The organism is Flagellimonas beolgyonensis, from assembly GCF_003992615.1.
Taxonomy (GTDB): domain Bacteria; phylum Bacteroidota; class Bacteroidia; order Flavobacteriales; family Flavobacteriaceae; genus Flagellimonas; species Flagellimonas beolgyonensis.
Genome location: NZ_RZMY01000018.1, coordinates 45,467 through 69,629 on the forward strand (window position 1 = coordinate 45,467; position 24,163 = coordinate 69,629).

At 43.6% G+C, this 24,163-nt stretch carries 27 protein-coding genes; 14 read left to right on the plus strand and 13 right to left on the minus strand.

Annotation, left to right across the window (positions count from 1 at the left end; translation table 11 throughout):
- Positions 1 to 23: 23 nt before the first annotated feature.
- The 4 genes from EO131_RS14600 to EO131_RS14615 are packed head-to-tail and all read right to left on the minus strand — an operon-like array spanning position 24 to position 4,114.
- Positions 24 to 2,051, minus strand: a complete 2,028-nt coding sequence (locus EO131_RS14600; RefSeq protein ID WP_127023821.1) for a M3 family metallopeptidase — start codon at positions 2,049 to 2,051, stop codon at positions 24 to 26.
- Entirely contained in the window at positions 2,048 to 2,449 is a 402-nt protein-coding gene (locus EO131_RS14605) for a hypothetical protein (RefSeq protein ID WP_127023824.1), read from the minus strand. Before EO131_RS14605 ends, EO131_RS14600 begins: the two co-directional genes overlap by 4 nt.
- A 14-nt stretch (positions 2,450 to 2,463) precedes the next feature.
- Positions 2,464 to 2,955: a 5-(carboxyamino)imidazole ribonucleotide mutase gene (gene purE / locus EO131_RS14610; protein ID WP_127023827.1), complete on the minus strand. Its 492-nt coding sequence runs from the start codon at positions 2,953 to 2,955 to the stop codon at positions 2,464 to 2,466.
- Positions 2,956 to 2,959: 4 nt separating this feature from the next.
- Positions 2,960 to 4,114: a 5-(carboxyamino)imidazole ribonucleotide synthase gene (locus EO131_RS14615; protein ID WP_127023830.1), complete on the minus strand. Its 1,155-nt coding sequence runs from the start codon at positions 4,112 to 4,114 to the stop codon at positions 2,960 to 2,962.
- A gap of 118 nt (positions 4,115 to 4,232) precedes the next feature.
- Between EO131_RS14615 and EO131_RS14620 the strand changes: the two genes are divergently transcribed.
- The 6 genes from EO131_RS14620 to EO131_RS14645 all read left to right on the plus strand — a co-directional run bounded on the left by EO131_RS14620 (position 4,233) and on the right by EO131_RS14645 (position 9,319).
- On the plus strand, positions 4,233 to 5,342 hold the full coding sequence (locus EO131_RS14620; RefSeq protein ID WP_127023833.1) for an adenylate kinase: 1,110 nt from the start codon (positions 4,233 to 4,235) through the stop codon (positions 5,340 to 5,342).
- Between the two features lie 104 nt (positions 5,343 to 5,446).
- On the plus strand, positions 5,447 to 6,448 hold the full coding sequence (obgE, locus tag EO131_RS14625; RefSeq protein ID WP_127023836.1) for a GTPase ObgE: 1,002 nt from the start codon (positions 5,447 to 5,449) through the stop codon (positions 6,446 to 6,448).
- Positions 6,449 to 6,513: 65 nt separating this feature from the next.
- Complete coding sequence (locus EO131_RS14630) at positions 6,514 to 7,038, plus strand: DUF4136 domain-containing protein (protein WP_127023840.1); 525 nt, start codon at positions 6,514 to 6,516, stop codon at positions 7,036 to 7,038.
- A gap of 225 nt (positions 7,039 to 7,263) precedes the next feature.
- A complete protein-coding gene (locus EO131_RS14635; RefSeq protein ID WP_127023843.1) occupies positions 7,264 to 7,473 on the plus strand; it encodes a hypothetical protein in 210 nt (69 codons plus the stop codon).
- A 68-nt stretch (positions 7,474 to 7,541) separates the two neighbouring features.
- Positions 7,542 to 8,600 (plus strand): sensor histidine kinase, encoded by a 1,059-nt coding sequence (locus EO131_RS14640; RefSeq protein WP_127023846.1) that lies wholly within the window; start codon positions 7,542 to 7,544, stop codon positions 8,598 to 8,600.
- Positions 8,597 to 9,319 carry a LytR/AlgR family response regulator transcription factor gene (locus EO131_RS14645; protein ID WP_127023849.1) on the plus strand — a complete coding sequence of 241 codons (723 nt, stop codon included), beginning with the start codon at positions 8,597 to 8,599 and terminating at the stop codon, positions 9,317 to 9,319. The genes EO131_RS14640 and EO131_RS14645 overlap by 4 nt, the downstream gene beginning before the upstream one ends.
- 34 nt (positions 9,320 to 9,353) lie before the next feature.
- Here the strand turns inward: EO131_RS14645 and EO131_RS14650 are convergent, their stop codons facing one another.
- The 3 genes from EO131_RS14650 to EO131_RS14660 form a co-directional block, all read right to left on the minus strand.
- On the minus strand, positions 9,354 to 9,731 hold the full coding sequence (locus EO131_RS14650; protein ID WP_127023852.1) for a DoxX family membrane protein: 378 nt from the start codon (positions 9,729 to 9,731) through the stop codon (positions 9,354 to 9,356).
- Between the two features lie 94 nt (positions 9,732 to 9,825).
- Positions 9,826 to 10,611: an SDR family oxidoreductase gene (locus EO131_RS14655; RefSeq protein ID WP_127023855.1), complete on the minus strand. Its 786-nt coding sequence runs from the start codon at positions 10,609 to 10,611 to the stop codon at positions 9,826 to 9,828.
- Positions 10,612 to 10,613: 2 nt separating this feature from the next.
- A complete protein-coding gene (locus tag EO131_RS14660) occupies positions 10,614 to 10,925 on the minus strand; it encodes a cupin domain-containing protein (RefSeq protein WP_127023858.1) in 312 nt (103 codons plus the stop codon).
- Between the two features lie 96 nt (positions 10,926 to 11,021).
- Between EO131_RS14660 and EO131_RS14665 the strand changes: the two genes are divergently transcribed.
- Positions 11,022 to 12,380: a UDP-N-acetylmuramate--L-alanine ligase gene (locus EO131_RS14665; protein ID WP_127023861.1), complete on the plus strand. Its 1,359-nt coding sequence runs from the start codon at positions 11,022 to 11,024 to the stop codon at positions 12,378 to 12,380.
- Here the strand turns inward: EO131_RS14665 and EO131_RS14670 are convergent, their stop codons facing one another.
- Entirely contained in the window at positions 12,381 to 12,833 is a 453-nt protein-coding gene (locus tag EO131_RS14670) for a DUF1569 domain-containing protein (protein WP_127023864.1), read from the minus strand.
- Positions 12,834 to 12,886: 53 nt separating this feature from the next.
- On the opposite strand from EO131_RS14670, the gene radC reads away from it, so the two are divergent.
- Genes radC through EO131_RS14700 form a run of 6 tightly spaced genes read left to right on the plus strand, consistent with a single transcriptional unit; the run spans position 12,887 to position 18,488 of the window.
- On the plus strand, positions 12,887 to 13,585 hold the full coding sequence (radC, locus tag EO131_RS14675) for a RadC family protein (protein ID WP_127023867.1): 699 nt from the start codon (positions 12,887 to 12,889) through the stop codon (positions 13,583 to 13,585).
- Positions 13,586 to 13,591: 6 nt separating this feature from the next.
- Positions 13,592 to 14,887 (plus strand): polysaccharide deacetylase family protein, encoded by a 1,296-nt coding sequence (locus EO131_RS14680; RefSeq protein WP_127023870.1) that lies wholly within the window; start codon positions 13,592 to 13,594, stop codon positions 14,885 to 14,887.
- A complete protein-coding gene (locus EO131_RS14685) occupies positions 14,880 to 15,569 on the plus strand; it encodes a YjjG family noncanonical pyrimidine nucleotidase (protein WP_127023872.1) in 690 nt (229 codons plus the stop codon). Before EO131_RS14680 ends, EO131_RS14685 begins: the two co-directional genes overlap by 8 nt.
- Positions 15,570 to 15,623: 54 nt before the next feature.
- On the plus strand, positions 15,624 to 16,175 hold the full coding sequence (locus EO131_RS14690; protein WP_127023876.1) for a hypothetical protein: 552 nt from the start codon (positions 15,624 to 15,626) through the stop codon (positions 16,173 to 16,175).
- Positions 16,172 to 17,629 (plus strand): DUF5723 family protein, encoded by a 1,458-nt coding sequence (locus EO131_RS14695; RefSeq protein ID WP_127023879.1) that lies wholly within the window; start codon positions 16,172 to 16,174, stop codon positions 17,627 to 17,629. Before EO131_RS14690 ends, EO131_RS14695 begins: the two co-directional genes overlap by 4 nt.
- Positions 17,630 to 17,642: 13 nt before the next feature.
- Positions 17,643 to 18,488: a hypothetical protein gene (locus EO131_RS14700; RefSeq protein ID WP_127023882.1), complete on the plus strand. Its 846-nt coding sequence runs from the start codon at positions 17,643 to 17,645 to the stop codon at positions 18,486 to 18,488.
- Here EO131_RS14700 and EO131_RS14705 read toward each other — a convergent pair.
- Positions 18,485 to 19,762, minus strand: coding sequence for a replication-associated recombination protein A (locus EO131_RS14705; RefSeq protein WP_127023885.1), 1,278 nt, complete (start codon positions 19,760 to 19,762; stop codon positions 18,485 to 18,487). The genes EO131_RS14700 and EO131_RS14705 overlap by 4 nt on opposite strands.
- A gap of 119 nt (positions 19,763 to 19,881) precedes the next feature.
- Here EO131_RS14705 and EO131_RS14710 point away from each other — a divergent pair, with 119 nt between their 5' ends.
- Positions 19,882 to 20,604, plus strand: a complete 723-nt coding sequence (locus tag EO131_RS14710) for a rhomboid family intramembrane serine protease (protein WP_127023888.1) — start codon at positions 19,882 to 19,884, stop codon at positions 20,602 to 20,604.
- A gap of 2 nt (positions 20,605 to 20,606) precedes the next feature.
- Here EO131_RS14710 and rlmB read toward each other — a convergent pair whose 3' ends face one another.
- The 4 genes from rlmB to EO131_RS14730 form a co-directional block, all read right to left on the minus strand.
- Positions 20,607 to 21,344, minus strand: a complete 738-nt coding sequence (rlmB, locus tag EO131_RS14715; RefSeq protein ID WP_127023891.1) for a 23S rRNA (guanosine(2251)-2'-O)-methyltransferase RlmB — start codon at positions 21,342 to 21,344, stop codon at positions 20,607 to 20,609.
- A 97-nt stretch (positions 21,345 to 21,441) separates the two neighbouring features.
- A complete protein-coding gene (locus EO131_RS14720) occupies positions 21,442 to 22,197 on the minus strand; it encodes a hypothetical protein (protein WP_127023894.1) in 756 nt (251 codons plus the stop codon).
- A 220-nt stretch (positions 22,198 to 22,417) separates the two neighbouring features.
- Positions 22,418 to 23,125 (minus strand): hypothetical protein, encoded by a 708-nt coding sequence (locus tag EO131_RS14725; protein ID WP_127023897.1) that lies wholly within the window; start codon positions 23,123 to 23,125, stop codon positions 22,418 to 22,420.
- A 98-nt stretch (positions 23,126 to 23,223) separates the two neighbouring features.
- Positions 23,224 to 24,153 (minus strand): hypothetical protein, encoded by a 930-nt coding sequence (locus EO131_RS14730; protein ID WP_127023900.1) that lies wholly within the window; start codon positions 24,151 to 24,153, stop codon positions 23,224 to 23,226.
- Positions 24,154 to 24,163 lie beyond the last annotated feature (10 nt).

Genomic DNA, 24,163 nt, shown 5'->3' on the forward strand with positions numbered 1-24,163 from the left:
TTGCAACTTAATTGGAACTTGTTCTAGGTCTTGGCGAGAAGCCCGGCCCGTTCCAACAAGGCATCAATGTTGGGTTCGGAGCCCCGGAATCTCTTGTATAGATCCATTGGGTTTTCCGTGCCACCTTTGGACAGTACATTTTCCTTGAACTTTTCAGCAATTTCCCTGTTGAAAATCCCATTCTCCTTGAAAAATGCAAACGCATCCGCATCCAACACCTCTGCCCACTTGTAGCTGTAGTACCCGGAGGAATAGCCTCCCTGAAAAATATGGGAAAAGGAAGTGCTCATGCAGGTTTCCGGTGTTTCGGGGAACAAACGGGTGCCTTCGAAAGCCTGGTCTTCAAATGCCTTTACATTATTGATGCTGGAAGGGTCCTTACCGTGCCAAGCCATGTCCAAAAAGCCAAAACTCAATTGACGTAAAGTGGCCATTCCTTCTTGAAAATTGGACGACTCCTTTATTTTTTCCACCAATTCCATGGGGATGAGTTCCCCGGTCTCATAATGAAAGGCAAACAATTCCAAGGCCTCTTTCTCATAACACCAGTTTTCCATTACCTGGCTGGGCAATTCCACAAAATCCCAGTACACGGATGTTCCCGATAGACTCGGGTAGGTGGTGTTGGCCAACATCCCGTGCAATCCATGTCCGAACTCGTGGAACAGGGTAGTAACCTCATTAAAGGTCAATAATGACGGTTTTTTGCTGGTGGATCTGGTAAAGTTGCAGACGTTGGAAATATGTGGTCTGCTGTTTGTGCCATTCAACGTAAATTGGGGTTTGAAGGAAGTCATCCAGGCACCGCCGCGCTTGCCGGGTCGTGGATGAAAATCGGCATAGAACAACGAAATGAAGTTGCCGGCATCGTCATAGACTTCATAGGTTTTGACCTCCTCGTGGTATTTGTCAATAGAGGAAACTTCCTTGAAGGAGAGTCCAAATAGTTTTTCGGCCACTTTAAACACCCCATCGATCACATTTTCCAATTTGAAGTAGGGCTTCAACTTTTCATCATCCAAATTGAACAACTTCTGTTTCAGTTTTTCTGAATAATAGGCGCTGTCCCATTTCTGAAGGGTATCGATGTTGTCCAATTCTTTGGCAAAGGCCTCCAATTCGGCAAATTCACGTTCTGCGGCAGGCTTTGCCTTTTCCAGTAGTTCGTTCAAAAAATCCAGGACCTTCTTCGGGGTCTCGGCCATGCGTTCCTCTAACACAAAATGGGCATGGGTAGGGTAGCCCAACAAATTGGCCCGTTCATGACGAAGGTTCACAATTTTCAATACATTTTCTTGATTGTCCAGTTCATCGCTATGGAACCCTTTGCTGCCAAAAGCCATGGAAAGTTCTTTTCGAAGTTCCCGGTTTTCGGCGTATTTCATGAATGGAATGTAACTTGGATAATCCAAGGTTATGAGCCAACCTTTTTTTCCTTTGGATTCGGCCAAATGGGCGGCCGCTTCTTTTTCACCTTCAGGAAGTCCCTTCAAGTCCTCCTCGTCGGTAAGGAGCATTTCATATTTATTGGTCTCGGCCAACACATTTTCCCCAAAGGTCAATTTCAATTTGGCCAGTTCGGCATCAATTTCACGCAGTCGCTTTTTGTCCGCATCGTTCAAATTGGCCCCATTTCGGCTGAAGCTCTTGTACTTTTTCTCCAATAGGGTGTACTGCTCCGGATTCAGTTCCAGGCTGTCTCGTTGTTCATAGACTGTTTTGATACGTTGAAACAACCCTTGGTTTAGGGTGATATCGTTGCTGAACTCCGATAATAGCGGAGATATCTCCTGGGCTATTTTCTGGATTTCCTCATTGGTCTCCGCAGAATTCAGGTTAAAGAAAACACTGGAAATCCGGTCCAACTGCTGGCCTGCAAAATCCAAGGTGGCCACCGTATTTTCAAACGATGGTGGTTCCGGGTTGTCCACAATGGCATCGATTTCCTTTTTGGCATCTTCAATGGCCTGTAGGAAAGCAGGTTTAAAATGTTCGTTCTTTATTTTTGAAAACGGAGCTTGATCAAATGGCTCCAATAATGGATTGTTCATACAGATTTCTTGTATTCTTGAATTTTTAATCGGGTTACGGTCCAATCGTTGATCAAATAGGCAAAGCCTATGATCGAAGAAAGTGCAGCCATGGTCAAAGGCGCATAAATCCGCACATTGGTTCCGTAGGTTTTTTTGTTCATGGCTTTAATGGCCTCCTCAGAATATTCGTTCAGGTCGACAAAACCGTTACCGTTCAAATCATATTTGTCGGCATAATCGGAAATAAATTGCCAGTGGATCTCGATATAGATCAATAGCGCAGCATATAATGTAAAAACCAGAAGACCACTTTTCCAGATGCTCAAGAGATAGGGATTGTGTACTTTCTTAAAGGTGACTCCAAGAAACAGGAGCATACAAACCCCCAATAAAATGCCAATCTGGTTGTAGTTCATGGTGAAGCGATCGATTAGGATTTTTTCTTTACCTCTTCCGCCCCTTTGATGACTTTTGCTTTTAGTCCTTCTTTGTAGGAAGCAATTTTTTCCAAAACTTCGGGATGTGCACTGCCGATGATCTGTGCTGCCAAAATTCCCGCATTCTTGGCACCATTAAGCGCCACGGTCGCAACCGGAACACCGCCCGGCATTTGCAAAATGGACAGGACCGAGTCCCACCCATCGATGGAATTGCTGCTTTTTACAGGAACGCCGATTACGGGCAACGGTGACAAAGAGGCCACCATTCCGGGTAAATGGGCTGCCCCACCTGCCCCGGCAATGATTACCGAATAGCCATTTTTATGTGCGTTTTTGCCAAAATCGAACAGTTTCTCGGGGGTACGGTGTGCCGATACAATATCCACGTCCACATCGATTCCGAATTCCTTCAGTATATCAACAGCGTCCTGCATTACGGGGAGGTCGCTTGTACTTCCCATGATCACGGCTACTTTGCTCATATCGTTATTTGCTTATCACTTTTATCGTTTCCTTTACTTCTTGGGCCACTTGGCGTGCCCTTGCCATGTTTTCGTCCACAATGGTCACATGGCCCATCTTACGAAAAGGACGGGTTTCTTTCTTTCCATAAATGTGCGGTGTAACCCCATCCATGTGCAGAATTTTTTCCATGTTTTCATAAATCACATCACCAGTATAGCCTTCGGCACCAACAAGATTCACCATAATACCGGCAACCTTGCTGTCTGTTTTGCCCAAGGGTAGTCCCAAAATGGCCCGAATGTGTTGCTCGAATTGATTGGTGTAACTGGCTTCGATACTGTAATGGCCACTATTATGCGGTCTGGGTGCCACTTCGTTCACCAAAATCTGATTGTTTTTGGTTTGGAACATTTCCACGGCCAATAGTCCTACTTGTTCCATCTCTGCGGATACCTTCAAGGCCACTTCCTGTGCCTTTTTGGCCACAACCGCATCGATTCGGGCAGGGCAGATCACATATTCCACTTGATTGGCCTCGGGGTGGAATTCCATTTCCACCACCGGATAGGTGGCCACCTCACCTTTGGTGTTCCGCGCTACGATCACGGCCAATTCATTTTTAAAATCGATCATTTGCTCGGCAATGCACTCCACATTGGGAAGGTTGGTAAGATCTTCCATTTTTCTTACAACTTTCACACCTTGACCGTCATAACCGAATTGGGCACTTTTCCAAACAAAGGGCAGTTGCAGCCCACCGTTGTGGATGCTGTCTTCGATTTCTGAGGTGTATGCAAACCGGGTAAAGGGCGCTGTTGGAATGTCGTGGTCCACATAGAACAACTTTTGTGTTGCTTTGTTTTGGATGGTCCGTAGGGCTTTGGTCGGTGGATATACCGTAATCCCCTCGTGTTCCAATTTTTCAAGGGCATCCAAATTAACGTTCTCGATCTCTATGGTGAGGACGTCAACATCTTTGCCAAAATTGTAAACGGCATCAAAATCCATCAGGCTGCCCAGTACAAATTCATTGCAGGCTATTTTGCAGGGAGCTTCGGGCGAGGCATCCATCACCTTGGTGTAAATGTCCCATTTTCGGGTTTCGTAGAGCATCATTTTGCCCAACTGTCCACCTCCTAAAATGCCCAATTTAAAGTTGGATGAAAAAAATTGCATTGATCAGCGAATTGGAATGAATACAAAAATACGTGAAATCCCCGAAGCTATGAAAGATCGCTGGGAATACCACCTGTAAAAATGCTATCTTTGCCAACCTAAATATAAAAAGAGAACATTGATAAAGCTTCACGACAAGGTTTTTAAGCCCTATTTGAAGGAAGAACAGATTCTTGCGGCCGTTGCCAAAATGGCCAAGGAAATCGCAAAGGACTACAAAGATGAGACACCACTTTTTGTTGGGGTGCTCAATGGTGCCCTTATGTTCGTTGCCGACTTCTTGAAGGCCTATCAACACCCTTGTGAAGTATCCTTTGTTCGATTGAGTTCCTACCAAGGGCTTACCTCCACGGGTATTGTGGAAACGCTGTTGGATGTCCCCGAGGATTTGGATGGCAAAAGTGTGATTATTTTGGAAGATGTGGTGGATACCGGGCGCACACTGAAGCAATTGGTGCACCTGTTTTCGAATGCAAAAGTTAAAGAGTTCAAAATTGCCACCCTTTTTTACAAATCCGAGGTGTACAATGGCGAATATCCCATCGATTACTTTGGAATTGACATCCCGGATAATTTCATTGTGGGCTACGGTCTGGATTATAACGAATTGGGGAGGAACCTAAGAGAAGTTTACCAATTAAATCAATCAGATATGATCAACCTAGTGCTCTTTGGCAAGCCAGGTGCAGGCAAAGGAACCCAAGCAGGGTTTTTGAAGGAGAAATACAATTTGAAGCATATTTCCACAGGGGATGTGTTCCGCTACAACATTAAAAACGGAACCGAACTGGGAGTATTGGCCAAATCTTACATTGATAAAGGCGATTTGGTGCCCGATGAGGTGACCATCGACATGTTGAAGGATGAGGTGGAGAAAAACCCGGATGCCGCTGGTTTCATTTTTGATGGATTTCCACGTACCGCTGCCCAGGCAGAGGCATTGGACAACTTTTTGGAGTCCAAGGATATGAAGGTGAACGCAACCATCGCTTTGGAGGCTGAGGACGATATTTTGGTGGCCCGTTTGTTGGAACGTGGCAAAAGCAGTGGTCGCTCCGATGATCAGGATGAGGACAAGATCCGCAACCGTTTTGATGAATACAACCAAAAAACAGCCCCACTGAAAGCCTACTACGAAAAACAGGGCAAGTTCCATTCCGTTAACGGTATTGGCGATATCGATGAGATTACGGAACGTTTGAGCAACGTTATCGATTCATTGATGTAAGAACCTTGAAGGACCAATGTTAGGTTCCTAAATTAATAGTACTATTTTAGGTGAAGGCCGGCCTAAGGGCTTTTGGCAATACCTTGATACTAAACATTCCAAATATGACCGAGGGCAATTTTGTGGATTATGTAAAAGTGCATATCGCTTCTGGAAACGGGGGTAAAGGTTCTGCGCATTTACATCGTGAAAAATATGTTGCCAAGGGAGGCCCCGATGGTGGTGATGGTGGTCGTGGTGGACATGTGATTATCAGGGGAAACAAAAACCTTTGGACCTTATACCATTTTAAGTTCAAAAAACATTTTAAGGCGGGCCATGGTGAACATGGTGGAAAAAGTCGCAGTACCGGTGCCGATGGTGAGGATGTGTATTTGGAAGTGCCGCTTGGCACCGTAATCCGCGATTCCGAAACCAAAAAGGTCCTTTTTGAAATAACGGAGGACCAAGAAGAAAAAATCATTCTTGAAGGAGGAATGGGAGGTCGGGGAAACTGGCATTTTAAAACGGCCACGAACCAAACCCCAAGATACGCCCAACCAGGGATTCCGGGTCAGGAAACCTACATTACCTTGGAGTTGAAAGTGTTGGCCGATGTAGGGTTGGTCGGTTTTCCCAATGCGGGAAAATCAACACTGCTTGCGGCGATGACCTCTGCCAAACCTAAGATTGCCGATTATGAGTTCACCACACTTAAACCCAATTTGGGCATTGTGGAATATCGGGATTTCAAGAGCTTTGTGTTGGCCGATATCCCAGGAATTATAGAAGGGGCAGCTGAAGGCAAGGGCTTGGGACACTACTTCTTGCGTCACATCGAACGCAATGCCACATTACTCTTTTTAATCCCGGTAGACAGCAAGGACATCAGTCAGGAATACGCCATTCTTTTGGATGAACTGCGCCGATACAATCCGGAATTGTTGGACAAAAACAGGCTGGTCGCCATCTCCAAGTGCGATATGTTGGATGAAGAGCTCATTGAGGAAATGCGGGATGATATGAAAGAAGATTTCAAGGATGTGCCCTACCTCTTTATATCTTCGGTGAGTGGACTGGGTATCCAAGAACTGAAGGATAGACTTTGGGCGTTGTTGAACGAATAAGTCCCAAATTTTCCACTGGCAATCGGTTTATTCCGTAAATTTAGGTGCATCCAAAAACGCCCCAAATGCGGTTTCTTATGTCTTTGGTCTTGTTGTTTTTGATGGTATCCTGTACTACCATCAGGGTGAATTATGATTACGACAAGGAGACCAATTTCTCCAATTATACGACCTATAATTATTTTTCGGATTTGCAAACCGGTCTATCTGAACTGGATGAACGGCGCTTGGTCCGTATACTGGATTCCACTCTGCAATCCAGGGGCTACCGCTTGGCCGAAGAACCCGAAATGTACATCAATATCCTGAGCAGTAAGTTTCGCAATGCACCAAACAATGCTGTGGGTGTTGGTATTGGTGGTACGGGCCGAAATGTTGGAGGCGGCATATCCGTTGGTATCCCGGTTGGAAGTGGTGGCATTCAACGCAGCATTCAGATCGATCTGGTAGATGCCCAGCGCGATGCCCTGATCTGGCAGGCGGTTGCCGAAAGCGGCTATCGCGACAATGCCTCGCCCAGCGTAAGGGAAGCCAATCTAAAAGCATTGGTGAAAAAGGTGTTTTCAAAATACCCGCCCGAGCACAAATAGTCTGAAAACCAGCATTTAGGAGTCGTAATCACACTACAATTAAATCCGTTTACCGCTCAGCTCATCAAATTTACCACTGGTCATAATTTGGTTTCCCACCTTACATCACGTGCTTACATTAGCTGAACAATTACAAATCAATAGTCATGATCGCACTAGCCAAATTGATAATTTCCGTTCTGGTCAGTATTCTGATCTAAGGTGGATAATAATAGTAAAAACGATATGAAAAAGTTCAGTACAACGCAAATTGTAATCATTGCCATTGGTATTATAGGTGGTGCCATTGGTATTTTTGGAAAGTTCGACGGATGGGACTATAACCGTTATTTTCCTTTCTTCTATTCAGGGTTGACCATGGTTTGGATAGCCTTTTTGCCCAAGAAGGATTGTTGTTGCAATCTTTTTAAAAGAAGAACAGCACAGAAATCTTAGTTGTGGTTCTGTGAAGATTGTGGAATCCAATAAACTAGAGGTATATTTGATAAAACTTCCATGTCTCAATGGAATTGAGCGATAAAAAAAGAAATTACATATTTTGGGGGCTCCAATTGTTTGGTTGGAGCTTCCTTAATTTATTGGCGGTATTTGTGCCCAAAAACATCAGTTGGCAACTCACACTATATTCGGTGGTCATCGGTATTTTTATCGGGGTTTTTTCCACATCGTTGCTTCGGTATTATCTTAAACGAAACATTAAGTTTGAATCGTTTGGGGGTCGGGAGCTCATCAAAATAGTGGTTTCGATATTGTTGGCTTCCCTATTGTTTGGTCTACTCAACGTATTTTTCGGCTTTATCTATGTTCATTTTGGACCTGCTTTGACCGATGCGGAGCTCCAATTGTACAGGAGCTATGATAATTTTTGGATCCAGGTCATCAATTCCTTGTTTATGATCGGTTCTTGGGTGGTCACCTATTTGGTCATTAAATTGTTGTTGAAACTCAACCAAGATCGCATTGAACGCCTCGAACTCAACACTACCTTGAAACAGGCGCAGCTAAACACATTGAAAGGCCAGATCAATCCCCATTTTATGTTCAATAGTTTGAACAACATTCGTGGATTGATGTTGGAAGATGTGGAAAAGTCGAGGGAAATGCTCACCAAATTATCCGAGATCCTCCGCTATTCCCTTACCAAGAACAACATCAACGATATTCCGGTGCGTGAGGAATTGGAGGTGGTGGACAACTATATCGACCTCTCCAAGATTCAATTTGAGGACAGGCTGGAGTTTGTCAAAAATGTGGATGCCGATACCTTAGATCTTCGGATTCCTCCGATGGTGATCCAATTACTGATAGAAAATGCAGCCAAACACGGGATAGCCAACCTAAAAAATGGGGGTAGGATTGTTTTGACCATTACTAGGGAAGGGGACAACCTGCTCATTGAGGTACGCAACACGGGTAAATTGAAAATTGAAAAAGGGTCCACCCAATTGGGCCTAAAAAATATCAAGCAGCGTTTAAAACTGTTGTATGCCGATAAAGCATCCTTTGATCTCCAAGAGGTTTCCGAAGAGGTGGTGGCCAACATCATAATTCCCATGTCATGAAGATCAGGGCAGTCATAGTAGAGGATTCCCGTTTGGCCAGAAACGAGCTGAAGGAACTTATCAACCAACACGATGACTTGCTCATTGTTGGGGAAGCCGAAAATGTGGATGCTGGTGTTGAACTTATCCAGAACGAAAGACCCGATTTGTTGTTCTTGGACATCAACATGCCCGAAAAGGATGGTTTTGAACTGCTCGAAATGTTGGATGAGGTACCCATAACCGTTTTTACGACGGCCTACGACGAATATGCCATCAAGTCCTTTGAATACAACGCACTGGACTATCTGTTGAAGCCTGTTAGTGCCAAACGTTTTGATCAGGCGTTGGAGAAGGTGAGAGTGAAACTGGATGAATCCCGGAATACCCATAAGGCCAAAAAGCTCACCGAAAGCAGCCAAATATTTATTAAGGATGGGGAAGCATGTTGGTTGGTTAAAATCGGTGAAATCTCTCTTTTTGAGATTGTTGGGAACTATACCCGTGTCTTTTTTGGGGATCAGAAACCCATGTTGTACAAATCGTTGAACCAAGTGGAAGAGAAGTTGCCGGAGGATTGCTTTTTTCGGGCCAACCGCCAACAGATTGTCAATACCAATTATGTGGTTGATGTAGTGCCGTGGTTCAATGGTAAATTAAAATTGACCCTTCAAAACGGGGAGGAGGTTGAGGTTTCGCGCCGACAATCCTATATTTTCAAAGACAAAATGAGTCTATAAAAAAAAGCCTTCAAATTGAAGGCCTTTTTTATGGTCAGGGTCTTAAAATATCCTTGTATCTGTCCTTGTAGCCGTATAACACCACAATATTTAAAATAAGCAGTGCCAATGCGGGCGCAATCCCTTCCATGGCCATGGTCAGGTGGAACAAAACCGCACACACCGAAACACTCATCAAAATTAGGGCCATCAGGGCGCCATATTTGTTCAGGATAAAGGCAATTCCTGAAACCACTTCCACCAATCCCACCAATAACAAGGTTTTGGATACGGTTAGGCCGGTGAAATAGGTCATCATTGCTTCGGGCATTTCTTCGGGGGCTGGAAGAAAGGGATACAGTTTGTTGGCCCCAAAAACGATGACGAACAATCCCAGAAGGATACGCGCCACCATAAAAACTTTAGAATTCATAGGTGATTGTTTTGAAGGTTGTACACTAAAAGTACCCAAAAAAAGAATAGCCCTGTATTTTTGATACGGTTATTTTACTGAAAATGAATCAGTTTTAAAGCGATTTTAGAAGCCCGCCGTCAATGGGAATATTGGTTCCCGTAATGAAGGCAGCGTTATCGGAGGCCAGAAATGTGACCAAATATCCGTACTCCCTTGGCTCGCCAATACGTTTAACGGGAACCTGCTCTTCCATATTGGAACGCACTTCATTTGGGGAAATTCCCAATTTTTCCGCTTTTTTCGAATTCAGTTGGGCAATGCGGTCGGTATCGAAATATCCCGTTAGTGTACTGTTCACCGTTATGCCGAAGGGGGCCACATCGTAGGCCAGACTTTTGGCCCATGTGACCACTGCAGCTCGAATGGAATTGGACAGTGCCAAATAATTTAGGGGTTCCTTCACCGAAATGGAAGCCACATTGATAATCCGACCCCATTTTTGTTGTTGCATATGTGCCAAGGCCAGTTCAGTAGTGTACACCACCGACTTGAACAAAAGGTCGAATGCCCGTTGGTAATCGTCCACTTTTTTTTCCAAGGCGCCACCGGCTTCGGGTCCCTGGGTGTTGTTCACCAAGATGTCTACGGTGTTGTTCTGAAAAAATTCGGAAATGGTTGCTTTGTATCCTTCGAAATCGGTAAAATCAACCACCAGATATTGATGTGTCTGCCCATGGCTTGTATCCATTTCCGCAATAATGGATTTCATGCGCTCTTCGTTTCGGGCCATCAGTGTTACACTGGCGCCACTGGCCGCCAATTGTCGTGCTATGGCCTCGCCAATGCCTTTGCTACTGCCTCCTACAAGGGCTTTTTTTCCGTTTAGTGCAATGTTCATGTTTACTTGTATTCTTCCCGGGCCGGGCTAAAAATATCCATCAATTTACAAGGCGTCAACGCTTTTCCGCTGTGCGGGGTATGGGAAGGGATGACTACAATATCACCGGGTCTGTATACCTTGGTGTTCCCATCAAGGGTGAATTCAAACGAACCTTCCACCACGTGCATGATCTGTTCGTTCATATGGTGGTGCTCAGGCACTTCGGCATTCTGCTCCACATCCCAAAAAACCCAGCTCATTTGTTCGCCATGTACCAATTTGCCATGGTAGCCGGGCATAATTTCCTTTGATTTGATATCCGATAAGTTCATTGTTCTAAAATTTAAGGCAAGATAAAAATTAATAAGATGGTTTCTTTGTTTGTATTGGGTAGGGCAATGGCTATTTTTGAACGATAATCCATTTTCATGCATATACATTTTATCGCTATAGGAGGCAGCGCCATGCATAACTTGGCATTGGCATTACTGGAAAAGGGCTACACCATTACGGGCAGTGACGATGCCATTTTTGAACCCTCGAAGAGCAGATTGCAGTCCAAAGGACTTTTGCCCGAAGCCCTCGGTTGGTATCCTGAAAAAATCCATGCACAATTGGATGCCATAATCTTGGGAATGCATGCCAAAGCCGATAACCCCGAATTACTGAAGGCGCAAGAGTTGGGACTGAAGATTTATTCCTACCCCGAGTTTTTGTACGAGCAATCAAAGTTCAAGACCCGAGTGGTGATCGGGGGCAGCCATGGCAAGACCACCATTACGTCCATGATATTGCATGTGCTCCAATATAACGAGATGGAAGTGGATTACATGGTCGGGGCCCAATTGGAGGGTTTTGACAGGATGGTGCATTTGACCGATACGAACGATTTTATTGTTTTGGAAGGGGATGAATACCTTTCCTCAGCCTTGGACAGAAGACCCAAATTTCATCTGTACAAACCCAATATTGCCTTGTTGAGTGGTATTGCCTGGGATCATATTAATGTATTTCCAACTTTTGAAAACTATGTGGAGCAATTCCGGATTTTTGTGGACAGTATTGTGAAGGGTGGGAGCATTACCTATAATCTGGAAGATGTGGAGGTTAAGAACGTGGTGGAGGCCACCGAAAATCCCATTCGAAAGTTTCCGTATGGGGTACCCGAGCATCGCGTAGAAGATGGAATTACCTATTTGGAGACCCCAGATGGGGAAATGCCGCTTGAAATATTTGGAACGCACAACTTAAGCAACTTGGCCGGAGCCAAGTGGATTTGTCAACAAATGGGTGTGGACGAGGCGGATTTTTATGAGGCTATAACCACCTTTAAAGGCGCGGCCAAAAGGCTTGAAAAGATTGCCGAAGGTAAAAACAAGATTGCTTACAAGGATTTTGCCCATGCGCCGAGCAAGGTGCGCGCCACCACCAAATCGGTGCGGGAACAATATCCACAAAGAAAATTGATCGCCTGCCTGGAACTACATACCTATAGCAGTTTGAATCCTAAATTTCTTTTGCAGTACAAAGGTGCATTGGATGGGGCAGATGAGGCCATTGTTTTTTATTCGCCCGATGCCCTGAAGATCAAGGGACTTCCCGAGGTTTCCGCCCAACAAATTTTGGAGGCCTTTGGTAGGGAAGACATCCATGTTTTTACCAGGGCCGAAGATTTTCAAGAGTACGTAATTGCGCGGAATTATGACGGAGCTGTTCTGTTATTAATGAGTTCCGGCAATTATGGTAACTTGGATTTTGATGGATTGAAATCAAAATTTACGTCCTGATCAAACCCCGAATTGTCGCAAATGGTGATCTAGGTGCTTGTACTGCATCTGTCCCCATTGTTCTGGGGTAAAGGATCCAAAAGCTGGATGGGGATCCCATTTCTCCTTGTTTTTTTCTTGGTGAAAATCGTTGATGAGTGCTATCAATTTGGCTTTCTCTTCTGCAAAATTCTTGTCTTCGGTCACCCGTAACCCTTTGGCGGTTGGCAGTCCCTTGCGCCATGGCTTGTCGTTATACAGGCTATTACGAAAGAGTTTTCCCATCAGTTTCAACATGGGGTTGGGCTTGTTGTTGGGATTATATCTGCCCAAGGCAATTTTAAGGGGAAATTGACAGTGGTGTAACATTTGTCCGACCTTCATTTTACCCCATTGTCCTTTGGTTTCCTCGGACAAAGCATCCATGCGTTCCAAGATTTCTTGGTAGGCCTCAGTGTTGAAAAGTGATTTCATGGTGAAAGGATTATCTTGAAAATTACATAAAATTATTCTTCTATCTTTAGGCCATGCAAGAAAAGACCGCTTCCTTTTCCATTAAAAATTGGGCTGATGATGACCGGCCACGGGAAAAATTGGTTCAGAAGGGAAGTTATGTCCTGTCAGATGCCGAATTGATAGCCATTCTTATTGGATCGGGCAACCGGGAAGAGAGCGCTGTGGAACTATCCAAGCGTATTTTGGCTTCAGTGAACCATAACCTGAACGAGGTCGGAAAGCTTTCCGTGAACCAATTGATGCGATTTAAAGGAATTGGTGAGGCAAAGGCAGTTACCATTGCTGCCGCATTGGAAATTGGTAGGCGAAGAAGGGTGGAGGCTGTCGACAAAATAACCAAGATCACAAGTAGCCATGATGTTTATGAACTCTTGTATCCCTTGATCGGGGATTTACAGCATGAGGAATTTTGGATTGTATACTTGAACAATTCCAATAAAGTGATTCATAAGGCCCAATTGAGCAAGGGTGGCATTACCGGAACACTGGTCGATGTGCGTTTGGTTTTGAAACAAGCTTTGGAACTCGGTGCAGTGGGTATCATTTTGGCGCACAACCATCCCTCGGGCGCTATGATCCCCTCCCTCGCAGACAAACAGATCACAGATAAGTTGAAGTTGGCATCTGAGGCGTTGGACATCAAAATTTTGGACCATTTGATTTTGGCCCAACAGGATTATTTCAGTTTTGCGGACAAAGGGATTTTATAAACGACCATGTTGTTGATTTTCACACATAAGGTAACGAACAGATTGACCTACACGGCCAAGCAGCTTTTTGAGAAGATTCTTGGTATGGAGGTTTCGTTTACCACCAAAGTGGAGGAATTCATTAAGCACAGTGGACCAAAAATGACCTACTCCAAACAGCCTTTGCAGAACGAATTCTTTATCCGAAGCAACGACCTGTTGTTTGAACAAGGTATCAACGATGTGGATATAAAGGTGGCTGATTGGGACGGTGTGCCTTGCTTTTTTGCGGCTGGAGATAAAAGTGCCATTCCGTTTGATATATTTTCGGCCAGTTTTTTTCTACTGAGCCGCTATGAGGAATACCTGCCTCATGTGAAGGACAGTGTGGGGCGGTTCCCGGTTAAGGAGAGTCTGGCCTACCAACATAAATTCTTGGAAATGCCCGTGGTGGATCTATGGGCCTTTAAATTGTTGGCAGCATTGAAGGAACGATTTCCCAATATACGGCGAAAGGATCGGACCTACAGTTGTACCAGTATCATCAATGTGACCACGTCCCATGCCTATGCCATGCGTGGTTTTATCCGCACGCTGGGCGGTATGTTCCTGGATTTGGGCAAATTGAAATTTGGCCAGGTGGTGCAACGTTTTTCCGTGTTACTTGGAATCAAGAAAGATCCTTACGACAACTTTTTTGAATTGGTGGACATCCATAAAAAATATCCCATAAAAACCATGTTCTTCTTTCAATTTGCCAAGCATTCGGCCCATGATAAAAACATTTCCATCAACAACAACAAATTTCGTTACCTGATCAAGTCCATTGCGGATTATAGTATGGTTTCGTTGAGTACCTCCTTTCTTTCCTCTACCAACAAAGAAGTGCTCAAGGAAGAAAAAAGACAACTGGGCAATTTGATCAATAGGCCCATCAACTATTCAAGATTGCGCTACAACAGGGTAAATGTGCCAGCCGCCTATCGCAATTTGGTGGAAACCGAGTTTACCGATGATTTTTCCATGGGCTATACCCACGAAATCGGTTTTCGGGCAGGTACCTGCACACCATTCCATTTTTATGACATCAACATGGAGGTACGCCAGCCCTTAAAGGTCCATCCCTTTGCCATGCATGATTATGCCTTGGTCAATTATCGGAAGAAAGATGAGGTCTTTGAAAAGATGGATCGCGTATACCGATCGGTAAAACAGGTGAACGGAAACTTTGTCATGGTGTTTTCCAACGAATTACTGGGGGGCAAACAGCATTTGGATTGGATGGATCTCTATCAATCATTTATTAAGCGCTATTATGTTTGAGTATCAGGTAACCGATATTTTTTTCGATCTGGACCACACGCTTTGGGATTTTGAAAAGAACTCATCGCTCACTTTTGCCAAGATTTTGAACGAAAACAACGTTGGTGTGGACCTGAATGGCTTTTTGGAGGTGTATTCACCCATAAACCATCAAATGTGGGCCCTCTACCGTGAAAACCGGGTTACCAAATCCGAATTGCGCTATCAAAGGCTACGGAGAACATTCGACAGCTTGGGTCATCGGATTGCCGATGAGACCATCGACCTTTTGGCCCATGAGTACATAGAACACCTATCTTCCTTTAATCATTTATTGCCCAATACCATCGAAGTTTTGGAATACCTAAGTCCCAAGTATCGATTGCATATCATAACCAATGGATTTCAGGAAGTACAGTCCAAAAAGTTGAGGGGCAGTGCCATCGACCATTATTTTGATAAGATCATCGATTCCGAAACCGCCGGGGTAAAAAAGCCCCATCCCTACATTTTTGAATTGGCTTTGGAGCAAGCTAAAGTGGAACCGCATAAAAGCTTGATGGTTGGCGACAATTTGGAGGCCGATGTGCTAGGGGCAAAAGCAATGGGCATGCAGGTAATACACTATAATTCCAACTTAGAGGCAGTGCATCCAGAATGCATTACGATTCACGATCTTATTGAAATAAAAACCATTTTATAGAGTTATAGTAAAAGCAGTTCACACCCATTTGGGACACTTGAAAATGTTTTTGCTATGAAAAAAAGAATTGACCTGATGCTGCTGGTTACTGCCTGTGCGTTCTTAATGTTTTCGTGCACAGAGGAACAGAACTTCGACCAGATAGACGACCTTACCGTTACGCCTACGTTGGCAACGCCTCTTTTTTATGTGGAATCGGATGAGCAGACCATAAACAATTCGGTAACTACCACTACATTTTACACGCAAACAGTCGATTTTGAAGTCTTTAGCGAAACCTATGTGGCCGAGCGCTTATTGGAGGGGACGATTACGTATGCCATCGATAACACCACAAGTAAGAATCTGTTTTTGACCATAGAATTTCTGGATGCATCGGGCAATGTGCTTGATGTGGAATCGTTCAATATTGAGGCGAATTTATCTGAAACATTCATTCGCGAAGTGGTATATGGCCCCGGTGGTAAAAGTCTGGACATCTTGACTGCTACAACCCAACTGCGCATTACGGCTACCAATCTTGGCGACACCACAAGTACATCGACCAATGCCGACCCAAAAATTGAATTGGGTTCTGCAGCTGAATTTTTATTCCAATTAAAATGAAGGTATTGTTGCGGATAGGTTTTTTGGTACTGTTGGGTGCATTTTCGGTTTGTGCACAGAACAAAGAACTGCTCTACGATTTTTATGAGATTCCCCAGGCATTAATGCTTAACCCAGGGGTAAAGACACCCCAAAAATGGCATGTTGGTGTGCCGCTGATCTCCGGCCTATCCTTTCAAGGTGCCACGAGCGGGGTTACAGTAAACGATCTTTTTGCCAATGATGGCATCGATTTTACTACAAAAGTACAAGAGCGTTTGTTGGATGTGATGACCCGCAAGGACGATTTTAGTACCACAAGCCAGATAGAGGGTATAACAGTTGGTTTTCGGGGAAAGAACAGGCCCGACGATTATTATTCCTTTGGGATGTACGGCGAAACCGATATTATCGCCTATTGGCCAAAAGACTTGGCCATTTTGGCCTTTGAGGGCAATGGGGGTGCCAATTTGGGCAGACGTTTCAATCTAGGAGATGTAAATGTTCGGGGTGAAATGATCAATGTCTTTCATTTTGGGATCAATCGTAAAATGGGAAATGACCTCACCATTGGTGCCAGGGCCAAATTATATTCCAGTGTGTTTCAGTTTCAATCTATCAAAAATAAAGGAAGTTTCACCACCACACAAGGTCAGGATAATATCTATGTGAGTGCATTGGATGCCGATCTACAACTTCAGACCGCCGGGGTTAGGGGTTTCTATGATATTGTGGATGAAGATACTTCGACCACTCAAAAGGATTTGACCAGTTTGTTTACAGAACGAGTGTTGTTGGGCGGTAACCTGGGTCTGGGCTTCGATGCCGGATTCAGCTATCAGTTGTCGCCACAGACCACTTTGACCGCAAGCGTTCTGGATGTCGGGTTTATTTACAATTCCAAAGATGTGTGGAACTACACGTTGAAAGGGAGCGCCAGTACTGAAGGAATCACGGTGTATCTTCCTGAAGACATCAATAACCTGAACAACGACCTTTGGCAGGAGCTTTTGGATGATATTGAGGCCGATCTACCATATGGTGAAAACACTTCGGGGTATATTTCTTTTCGACCGGTTAAGGCTTACGGGTCCATTCGTTACGATTTTGGCGAAGGTGGAAATTCATTGATGGACAATTGTGGCTGTGGTGTAAATGCTGGGGGAGGCAGTAACTCGGATATGTACCGGAACAGTGTCGGTGGCCAGTTGTTCATGATGAAAAGGCCTCGCGGGGTACAAGCGGCCCTAACCGGATTTTACCAAAGGCGATTTGGCAGGGTGCTGGCTTTAAAAACCACCTACACGGTTGATAAATATTCATTTTCTAATATCGGTTTAGGATTGAATTTGCAAGCCGGGCCCGTTAATTTCTATGTCATGGGCGACAATTTGTTGAGCTATCGCAATTTGGCGGATAGCCACTATCTATCTTTACAGTTCGGATTTAATATCATATCTTGGAACGATAATTGATTATTCCATAGGTATGAAGACGAATTGGATATTTTTGATAATGTTTGCCATGGTTATGGGCGTAAATGCCCAAGGCTCTCTAAATGAATACAAGTATATTGTTGTGCCCAAAAAGTTTGCCGCGTTTAAGGGTGAGAACAAGTTTCAGACCAGTACCTTGACCAAGTTTTACTTTACTAAGGCTGGGTTTACAGTTGTTTATGACGACGAAATGCCCATGGATCTTGCCACGAACAGATGTTTGGGTTTAATTGCGGATATCTTGGATGACTCCTCCATGTTATCGACCAAGGTTACCATAACTCTCAAGAACTGTAAAAATGAAGAGGTGTTCAGGACTCTGGTGGGAAAGAGTAAACTGAAAGATTATAACGATGCCTATAGAGAAGCCATTCAGGATGCATTCAGGTCATTTTCAAATATTAATTATAGCTATCAACCCAAAGAGGAGACCTCAAAGGAAGATGCACCCATTATTATCAGTTTTAAAGATGATGTGAAAAACATAAAGAAGAAACCGGATTCCCTTGTTGTGGAGCAAAAAGCAACCTTGGAAGAACAGGTCTATAAAAGTGTGGAACCCGTTCCTTCCAACATTGTAAAAGCCGAAGAAAAAAAGCACATGTCCCCGACTTGGCATGAAAGTTTGCTCTATGCGCAACCGGTGGAAAATGGCTATCAGTTGGTGGACAGTACACCAAAAGTGGTTTTAAGGTTGGAGGCGACTTCCATAGACAATATCTTTTTGACAAAATACCAAGGTAACAGTGCCATGATCTTTAAAAAAGGCGAGCAATGGTTTTTGGAATATTCCGAAAATGGTGAAAAGCACCAGATTGAACTCCAAATCAAATTCTAAAAATCATATTTTTCCTTCCAGCGGCTTTTTAAAAAGTCCTTCATTGCTTTTTCCCTGGGGTTGTTGCCCGGTCTATAAAAAGTAGTTCCTGAGATTTCATCGGGCAAGAACTCAAAATCCACAAAATTGTTTTCGTGATCGTGTGCGTAGGCATAGCCTTTGCCGTACCCCAAATCTTCCATAAGCTGGGTCGGGGCATTCCTAATGGCCATGGGTACCGATAGATCACCAGTTTCCCGAACCTTTTGTTGTGCCTCTTTAATGGCCGCATAACTGGCATTGCTCTTCGGAGAACTGGCCAAATAAGTGGCACATTGGCTTAGGACAATCCGTGCTTCGGGATACCCGATGGTGGTTACCGCCTGAAATGTGGTATTGGCAAGTACCAAGGCAGTGGGATTTGCATTCCCAATATCTTCAGAAGCCAAAATGAGCATCCGGCGGGCAATGAACTTAACATCCTCACCGCCTTCGATCATGCGTGCCAGCCAGTACACAGCAGCGTTGGGATCGCTTCCCCGAATGGATTTGATAAACGCCGAAATGATGTCGTAATGCTGTTCCCCAGTTTTGTCATACAGCACCGTATTTTTTTGAACCTTGTTCAAGACCGATTCGTTCGTAATGATAATGGAATCGGAAGTTTCAGAATTGACGATAAGTTCAAAAATATTGAGGAGTTTTCTGCCGTCACCGCCAGACAAGCGTAACAGTGCCTCAGTTTCCTGTAGTTCAATTTTTTTGTCTTTCAATAACCTGTCCGTAGCGATGGCTCTTTTTAATAGGGATATAAGATCTTCCTTTCCAAAAGGTTTGAGGACATACACCTGACATCGCGAGAGTAAGGCCGGAATTACCTCAAAACTGGGATTCTCTGTTGTGGCGCCGATAAGGGTCACCCATCCTTTCTCCACTGCGCCCAGTAATGAATCCTGTTGGGATTTACTGAAGCGATGGATCTCATCAATGAACAATATGGGATTTTTTGAGGTGAACAAACCGCCACTTTGCTTTGCTTTTTCAATAACTTCCCTAACATCCTTTACACCACTGCTAATGGCACTGAGTGTATAAAAGGGACGTTGGCTTTCCGTAGCGATAATCTGGGCCAAGGTTGTCTTTCCGGTGCCTGGTGGTCCCCAGAAAATCAACGACGGTATAACCCCATTCTTTATCTGGTTGGTAAGCGCCCCCTGTTCACCCACCAGATGTTCCTGACTAATATAATCTTCCAGTGTTTTGGGACGTATCCGTTCGGCCAAAGGTTCATTCATGGTTTAAAAATAATACAATTTTAGGGGCGAAGTGCTGTTTTAAAAGTAGGGGATATCAAATGCCTGACAATTTGTGTAAATTGATGGTTCTGGTAGGATAATTGATTTTCTTGCTCGATATGGGTAATAAGGAACATTTTAAGTTTTCGAACGCTGTGATATTGGCACCCTTGTTGGCGGTGCTTTCCATTTGGACCGTATTTTGGGTGGAAGTGAAGTTTGGCTTCAATTTCAATGATTATGGGATTTATCCAAGAAGAATTTCAGGTTTAAGGGGAATTGTTTTCAGTCCGTTTATTCATGGCTCCGTGTCCCATCTATACAACAACACCATTCCCTTGGCGGTGCTCACTGCTTTTCTTTTCTATTTTTATAGACAATCGGCAGTAAAGGCACTTTTCATTGGGGTTGTCTTGTCTGGATTCATCACTTGGGCAATCGCTAGACCATCCTACCATATTGGTGCCAGTGGTATTATTTATGTATTGGTAAGCTTCATTTTTTTTAAAGGGATATTTACCAAATATTTTCGATTGGTCGCATTATCGTTGGTGGTGGTGTTCATTTACGGGAGTATGATCTGGTATGTGTTCCCGGTGGAAGGCAATATTTCTTGGGAAGGCCATTTGGCAGGTTTTATTACTGGATTGTTAATGGCATTGTTTTTAAAAGTGAATATCCCAGAACCCAAAAAATACGAATGGGAGAAGGAGGACTATGAAGAAGAACATGATCCATTTCTCCGGCATTTTGATGAAAATGGCAATTTTATTGAGGACAAATCAGATGCTGAACCGGAAATTAAGGTCAAATACCATTATAGAGAGTCCAAGGAAGAGTAATATTAGATACTTCGCTGCCGAACTACCTCATAAAGGAAAACCCCACAGGCTACAGAGACATTTAAGGAACCAATAGTGCCAAATAAGGGCAATTTCGCCATGTGGTCCACTATGGATAGAATGGAAGGGGAAATTCCTTTTTCTTCAGAGCCCATAATGATGGCGGTAGGTTTGGAAAAATCAACGGAGTAGATTTCACCTTCAGCCTTTTCTGTGGCAGCGGTAACCTCGATTCCTGACGACTGCAGATAGAAAATGGCGTCTTTAAGATGGTCGACTTTACAAATGGGAACATTGAAAACGGCGCCTGCGGAAGTTTTTACCGTATCATCCGTAATTGGTGCTGCTCCATTTTTGGGAACAATAATGCAGTGAACACCACAACACTCCGCTGTTCGGATGATCGCTCCAAAATTCCGGACATCGGAAACTTGGTCCAATAAAAGAAAAAAGGGTGCTTTTTGAGTGGACATCACTTCTTCCACAACGGTTTCAAAATCTTGGAACTGAACCGGGGAGATTTGTGCCACAGCTCCTTGATGGTTGTTTCGGGTCAGTCGGTTCAATTTTTCCACGGGAACATAGGAAGAGCTGATGCCCATTTTTCGAATGGTGGTTTCCAACTCCTTGAACAGGTCGCCTTTTAACCCTTTCTGTAGAAAAATTTTATTGATGGGCTGATTGGCATTGATGGCTTCTATGACCGCCCTTATACCGTAAATGAGCTGGTTGTCTTTCATAGCGCAAAAGTAACCAAAAAACCGCCCCGGAATAGGGACGGTTTATTTTTTGTACACGGGGCCAAAGTGACCCGAAACTTCGTCGGGAAGTTAAATCTTAATTATAAATTGATATTAGAATTTGCTCCACATCTTCCTCAGAACTGAACGATAGCCGGTTTTCTTTGGCGAACATCACTGCTTGCTCGGTCAATGAAGGGTCTTCAATTTGCTTTAAAACGTTACGCTTGTTCAGATTAAAAGGCTCAAGGGTGTCATCAATGGCAGTATAGTATTTGCTTCTTTTCTTGATCTGGTTGGTTGGCCGATTGATCATAGGATTTGGTGAGCCCTCAACCTCTTTGATGTAATGGTTCTTCAAAATCCTTACTCCGTTGGCGTCATAGATGACTTCGGCAAAAACAATTTTATCCTTGGAGGCCGGGTCATAAAATTTCTTGAACATCTTATTGTTTACCGATATACTATCAACACTGTATTTATTGAAAATGAAGAGTGAATCATTTTCCATTTGAGTGATAAAATGCCCAACCTTAATATCGTAGTTGATATTGCTCAATCGATAGACCTTTTCTCCAACGAAAAGCATAGCATTGTTATCCCAGTCCTCGAACAAAAATTTTTCCCCTTTGGTTTGCATGTCACCATATTTCAGATTTTCCACATTGGTGACGCTACCAAAAGAGTTTATTTTGGAAATATCGTATTGACTGCCGAACAAAGAATTGAAATCGGAAGTAGTCGCTCCTACCAAATTACTGGGGTCGGCATTTGGAATTTGGGCCAAAATAACTATAGGTGTCACCAAGGCCATAAAAAATAGCAAGGATTTTTTTTTGAACAATGATTTCATTTTCAACTGTTTTTTTTTGAGATTTAGGTTTTAATATACTAATAAATACACCTTTGGGCAAACTCTTATTCTATCTTTTGTTGAGCTTCAAATTACTTAGGGCATATTGCCATTTTTATAAAATAAAAATCCATTGATTAGGAATATTGGAATGGAAAAACAGTTTAAATAACAAACGCCTGAATATCGGGCGTTCTGAGTTTTGTATTCTGGAATTGTCCTATTCCATTTGGTTCAAGGTGTGCTTAAGGATCATTGTAACGTCCGAGTCCGAATTGAAGGATAGATGGTTTTCCTTGGCAAAGTTCTTTGCCAAATCCTGTTGTTTGGAATTCTTTAATTGTCTGAGAACGTTTTTTTTGTTCAAATTAAAGGGTACCAATGTATTGCCACTGGTAGTAAAATATCGGGTTCTTTGTTTAATAACATCTTTAGGTCTATTGATCATGGGGTTCGGGGAACTCTCAACCTCACTCAGGTAATAACCTTTAAGGATGTTGATGCCATCGGAATCAAAAATGATCTCGGCGAATACCACCCGATCTGTGGTTGAGGATGGGTCATAGTATTTTTTGTATTTTTTGCCATTTACTGCGATGCTATCAATACTGTTTTTATCATAAATGAAAAGGGAATCCTTGTCGGTTTTGGTCATGAACTGACCCATTTTTATATCGTAGTTGATATTGTTGATTCGAAATACTGTTTTACCAACATAAACGGATCCGCTGTTTTCCCATCCTGAAAACAAATAATGTTCGGGGCTCTTTAATTTACTGGTTGAACCGGTACTGCCACCATAATAGGAAAGGTAATCTCCCATTCTCGTACCGGACATACCACCAATATCTCCGTATTGGGCCAATAGGATGAAAGGTGAGATTAATAGCGTTACGATTAATAGTCGATGTTTAATTGAAATAATCATTCTTGATTGATATTTAAATGGTTAGATTCAAATATACTTAAAAAAAAAGACCGTAAGACTTAGTCTTACGGCCCATTTTCTTAAATAAATGTTATTTGTTATAGACAGTTGGTCACTGCCAAAAGACCAGCAGAACCTTCACCTACGCCAACAGCCAAAAGTAAAGTTCCATCCGGAGCATAAACCTCAAAGGAAATTTCACCATATCTATCACCAGGGAAAGACCAATTGGCCTCTGACGTTCCTGCTGGGATGGTAACAACGGCTGAACCGTCGAAACCGTCGTTGGGAGTACAATCAGAACCTCCAAGGAAAGTTCCTGCTGCTGCAGCATAAGGTGAACAAAGTCCAATTTCAATAACGGTACCATCGTCTAAAGTAACTTGGATACCACTACCACCATTACCGTCGTCAGTTTGCCAACCATCACCATAGGTGTCATGCATGTCCACAACATAATCTCCAGGAACTGGAGTACAGGTCAACAATGCATTGTACTGGAATGGGGACGCAAAGAAACCACCGGTAATGATACCTGCTGCACTAGCTGCACCAAACGTTCTTCCATCAGTCAAGTTCAAGCGTAGCTCAAAGATGAACAAATCGCCAGGAAAATAATCGTCCGATCCAATGCCCAAAGCTGCAACCGATTCACCAAAAGTTGCAGAAAGGGTGGCTCTTGGCAGACCGACAGGACCAGTAGTAAATGCAGAAGCTGGAATGGTCTTCACCAATGAATTGGTTGTCGTTGTGGTTCCGTTGTCTGGTGAAAGGTCACGCATATTGACATAGATATCCACGCTTTCCAACAAAGCACCATCTTGTTCGTCTTGCTCCTCAACCTCTACAATAAAGGAAGAAGAATCGTCACTGGAGTTCAATACTGCGTTTACAACATTGATAGTACGCAGAACCGCTCCGGTTTCATATTGAAGTACCTCATCAATGGTCTTGTTGCCATCCTCACAAGAGGAGAAGCTGAAGACCGTCAGGCATACCAATAGTAAAGTTTTGAATGTATTTTTCATCGAATTAATT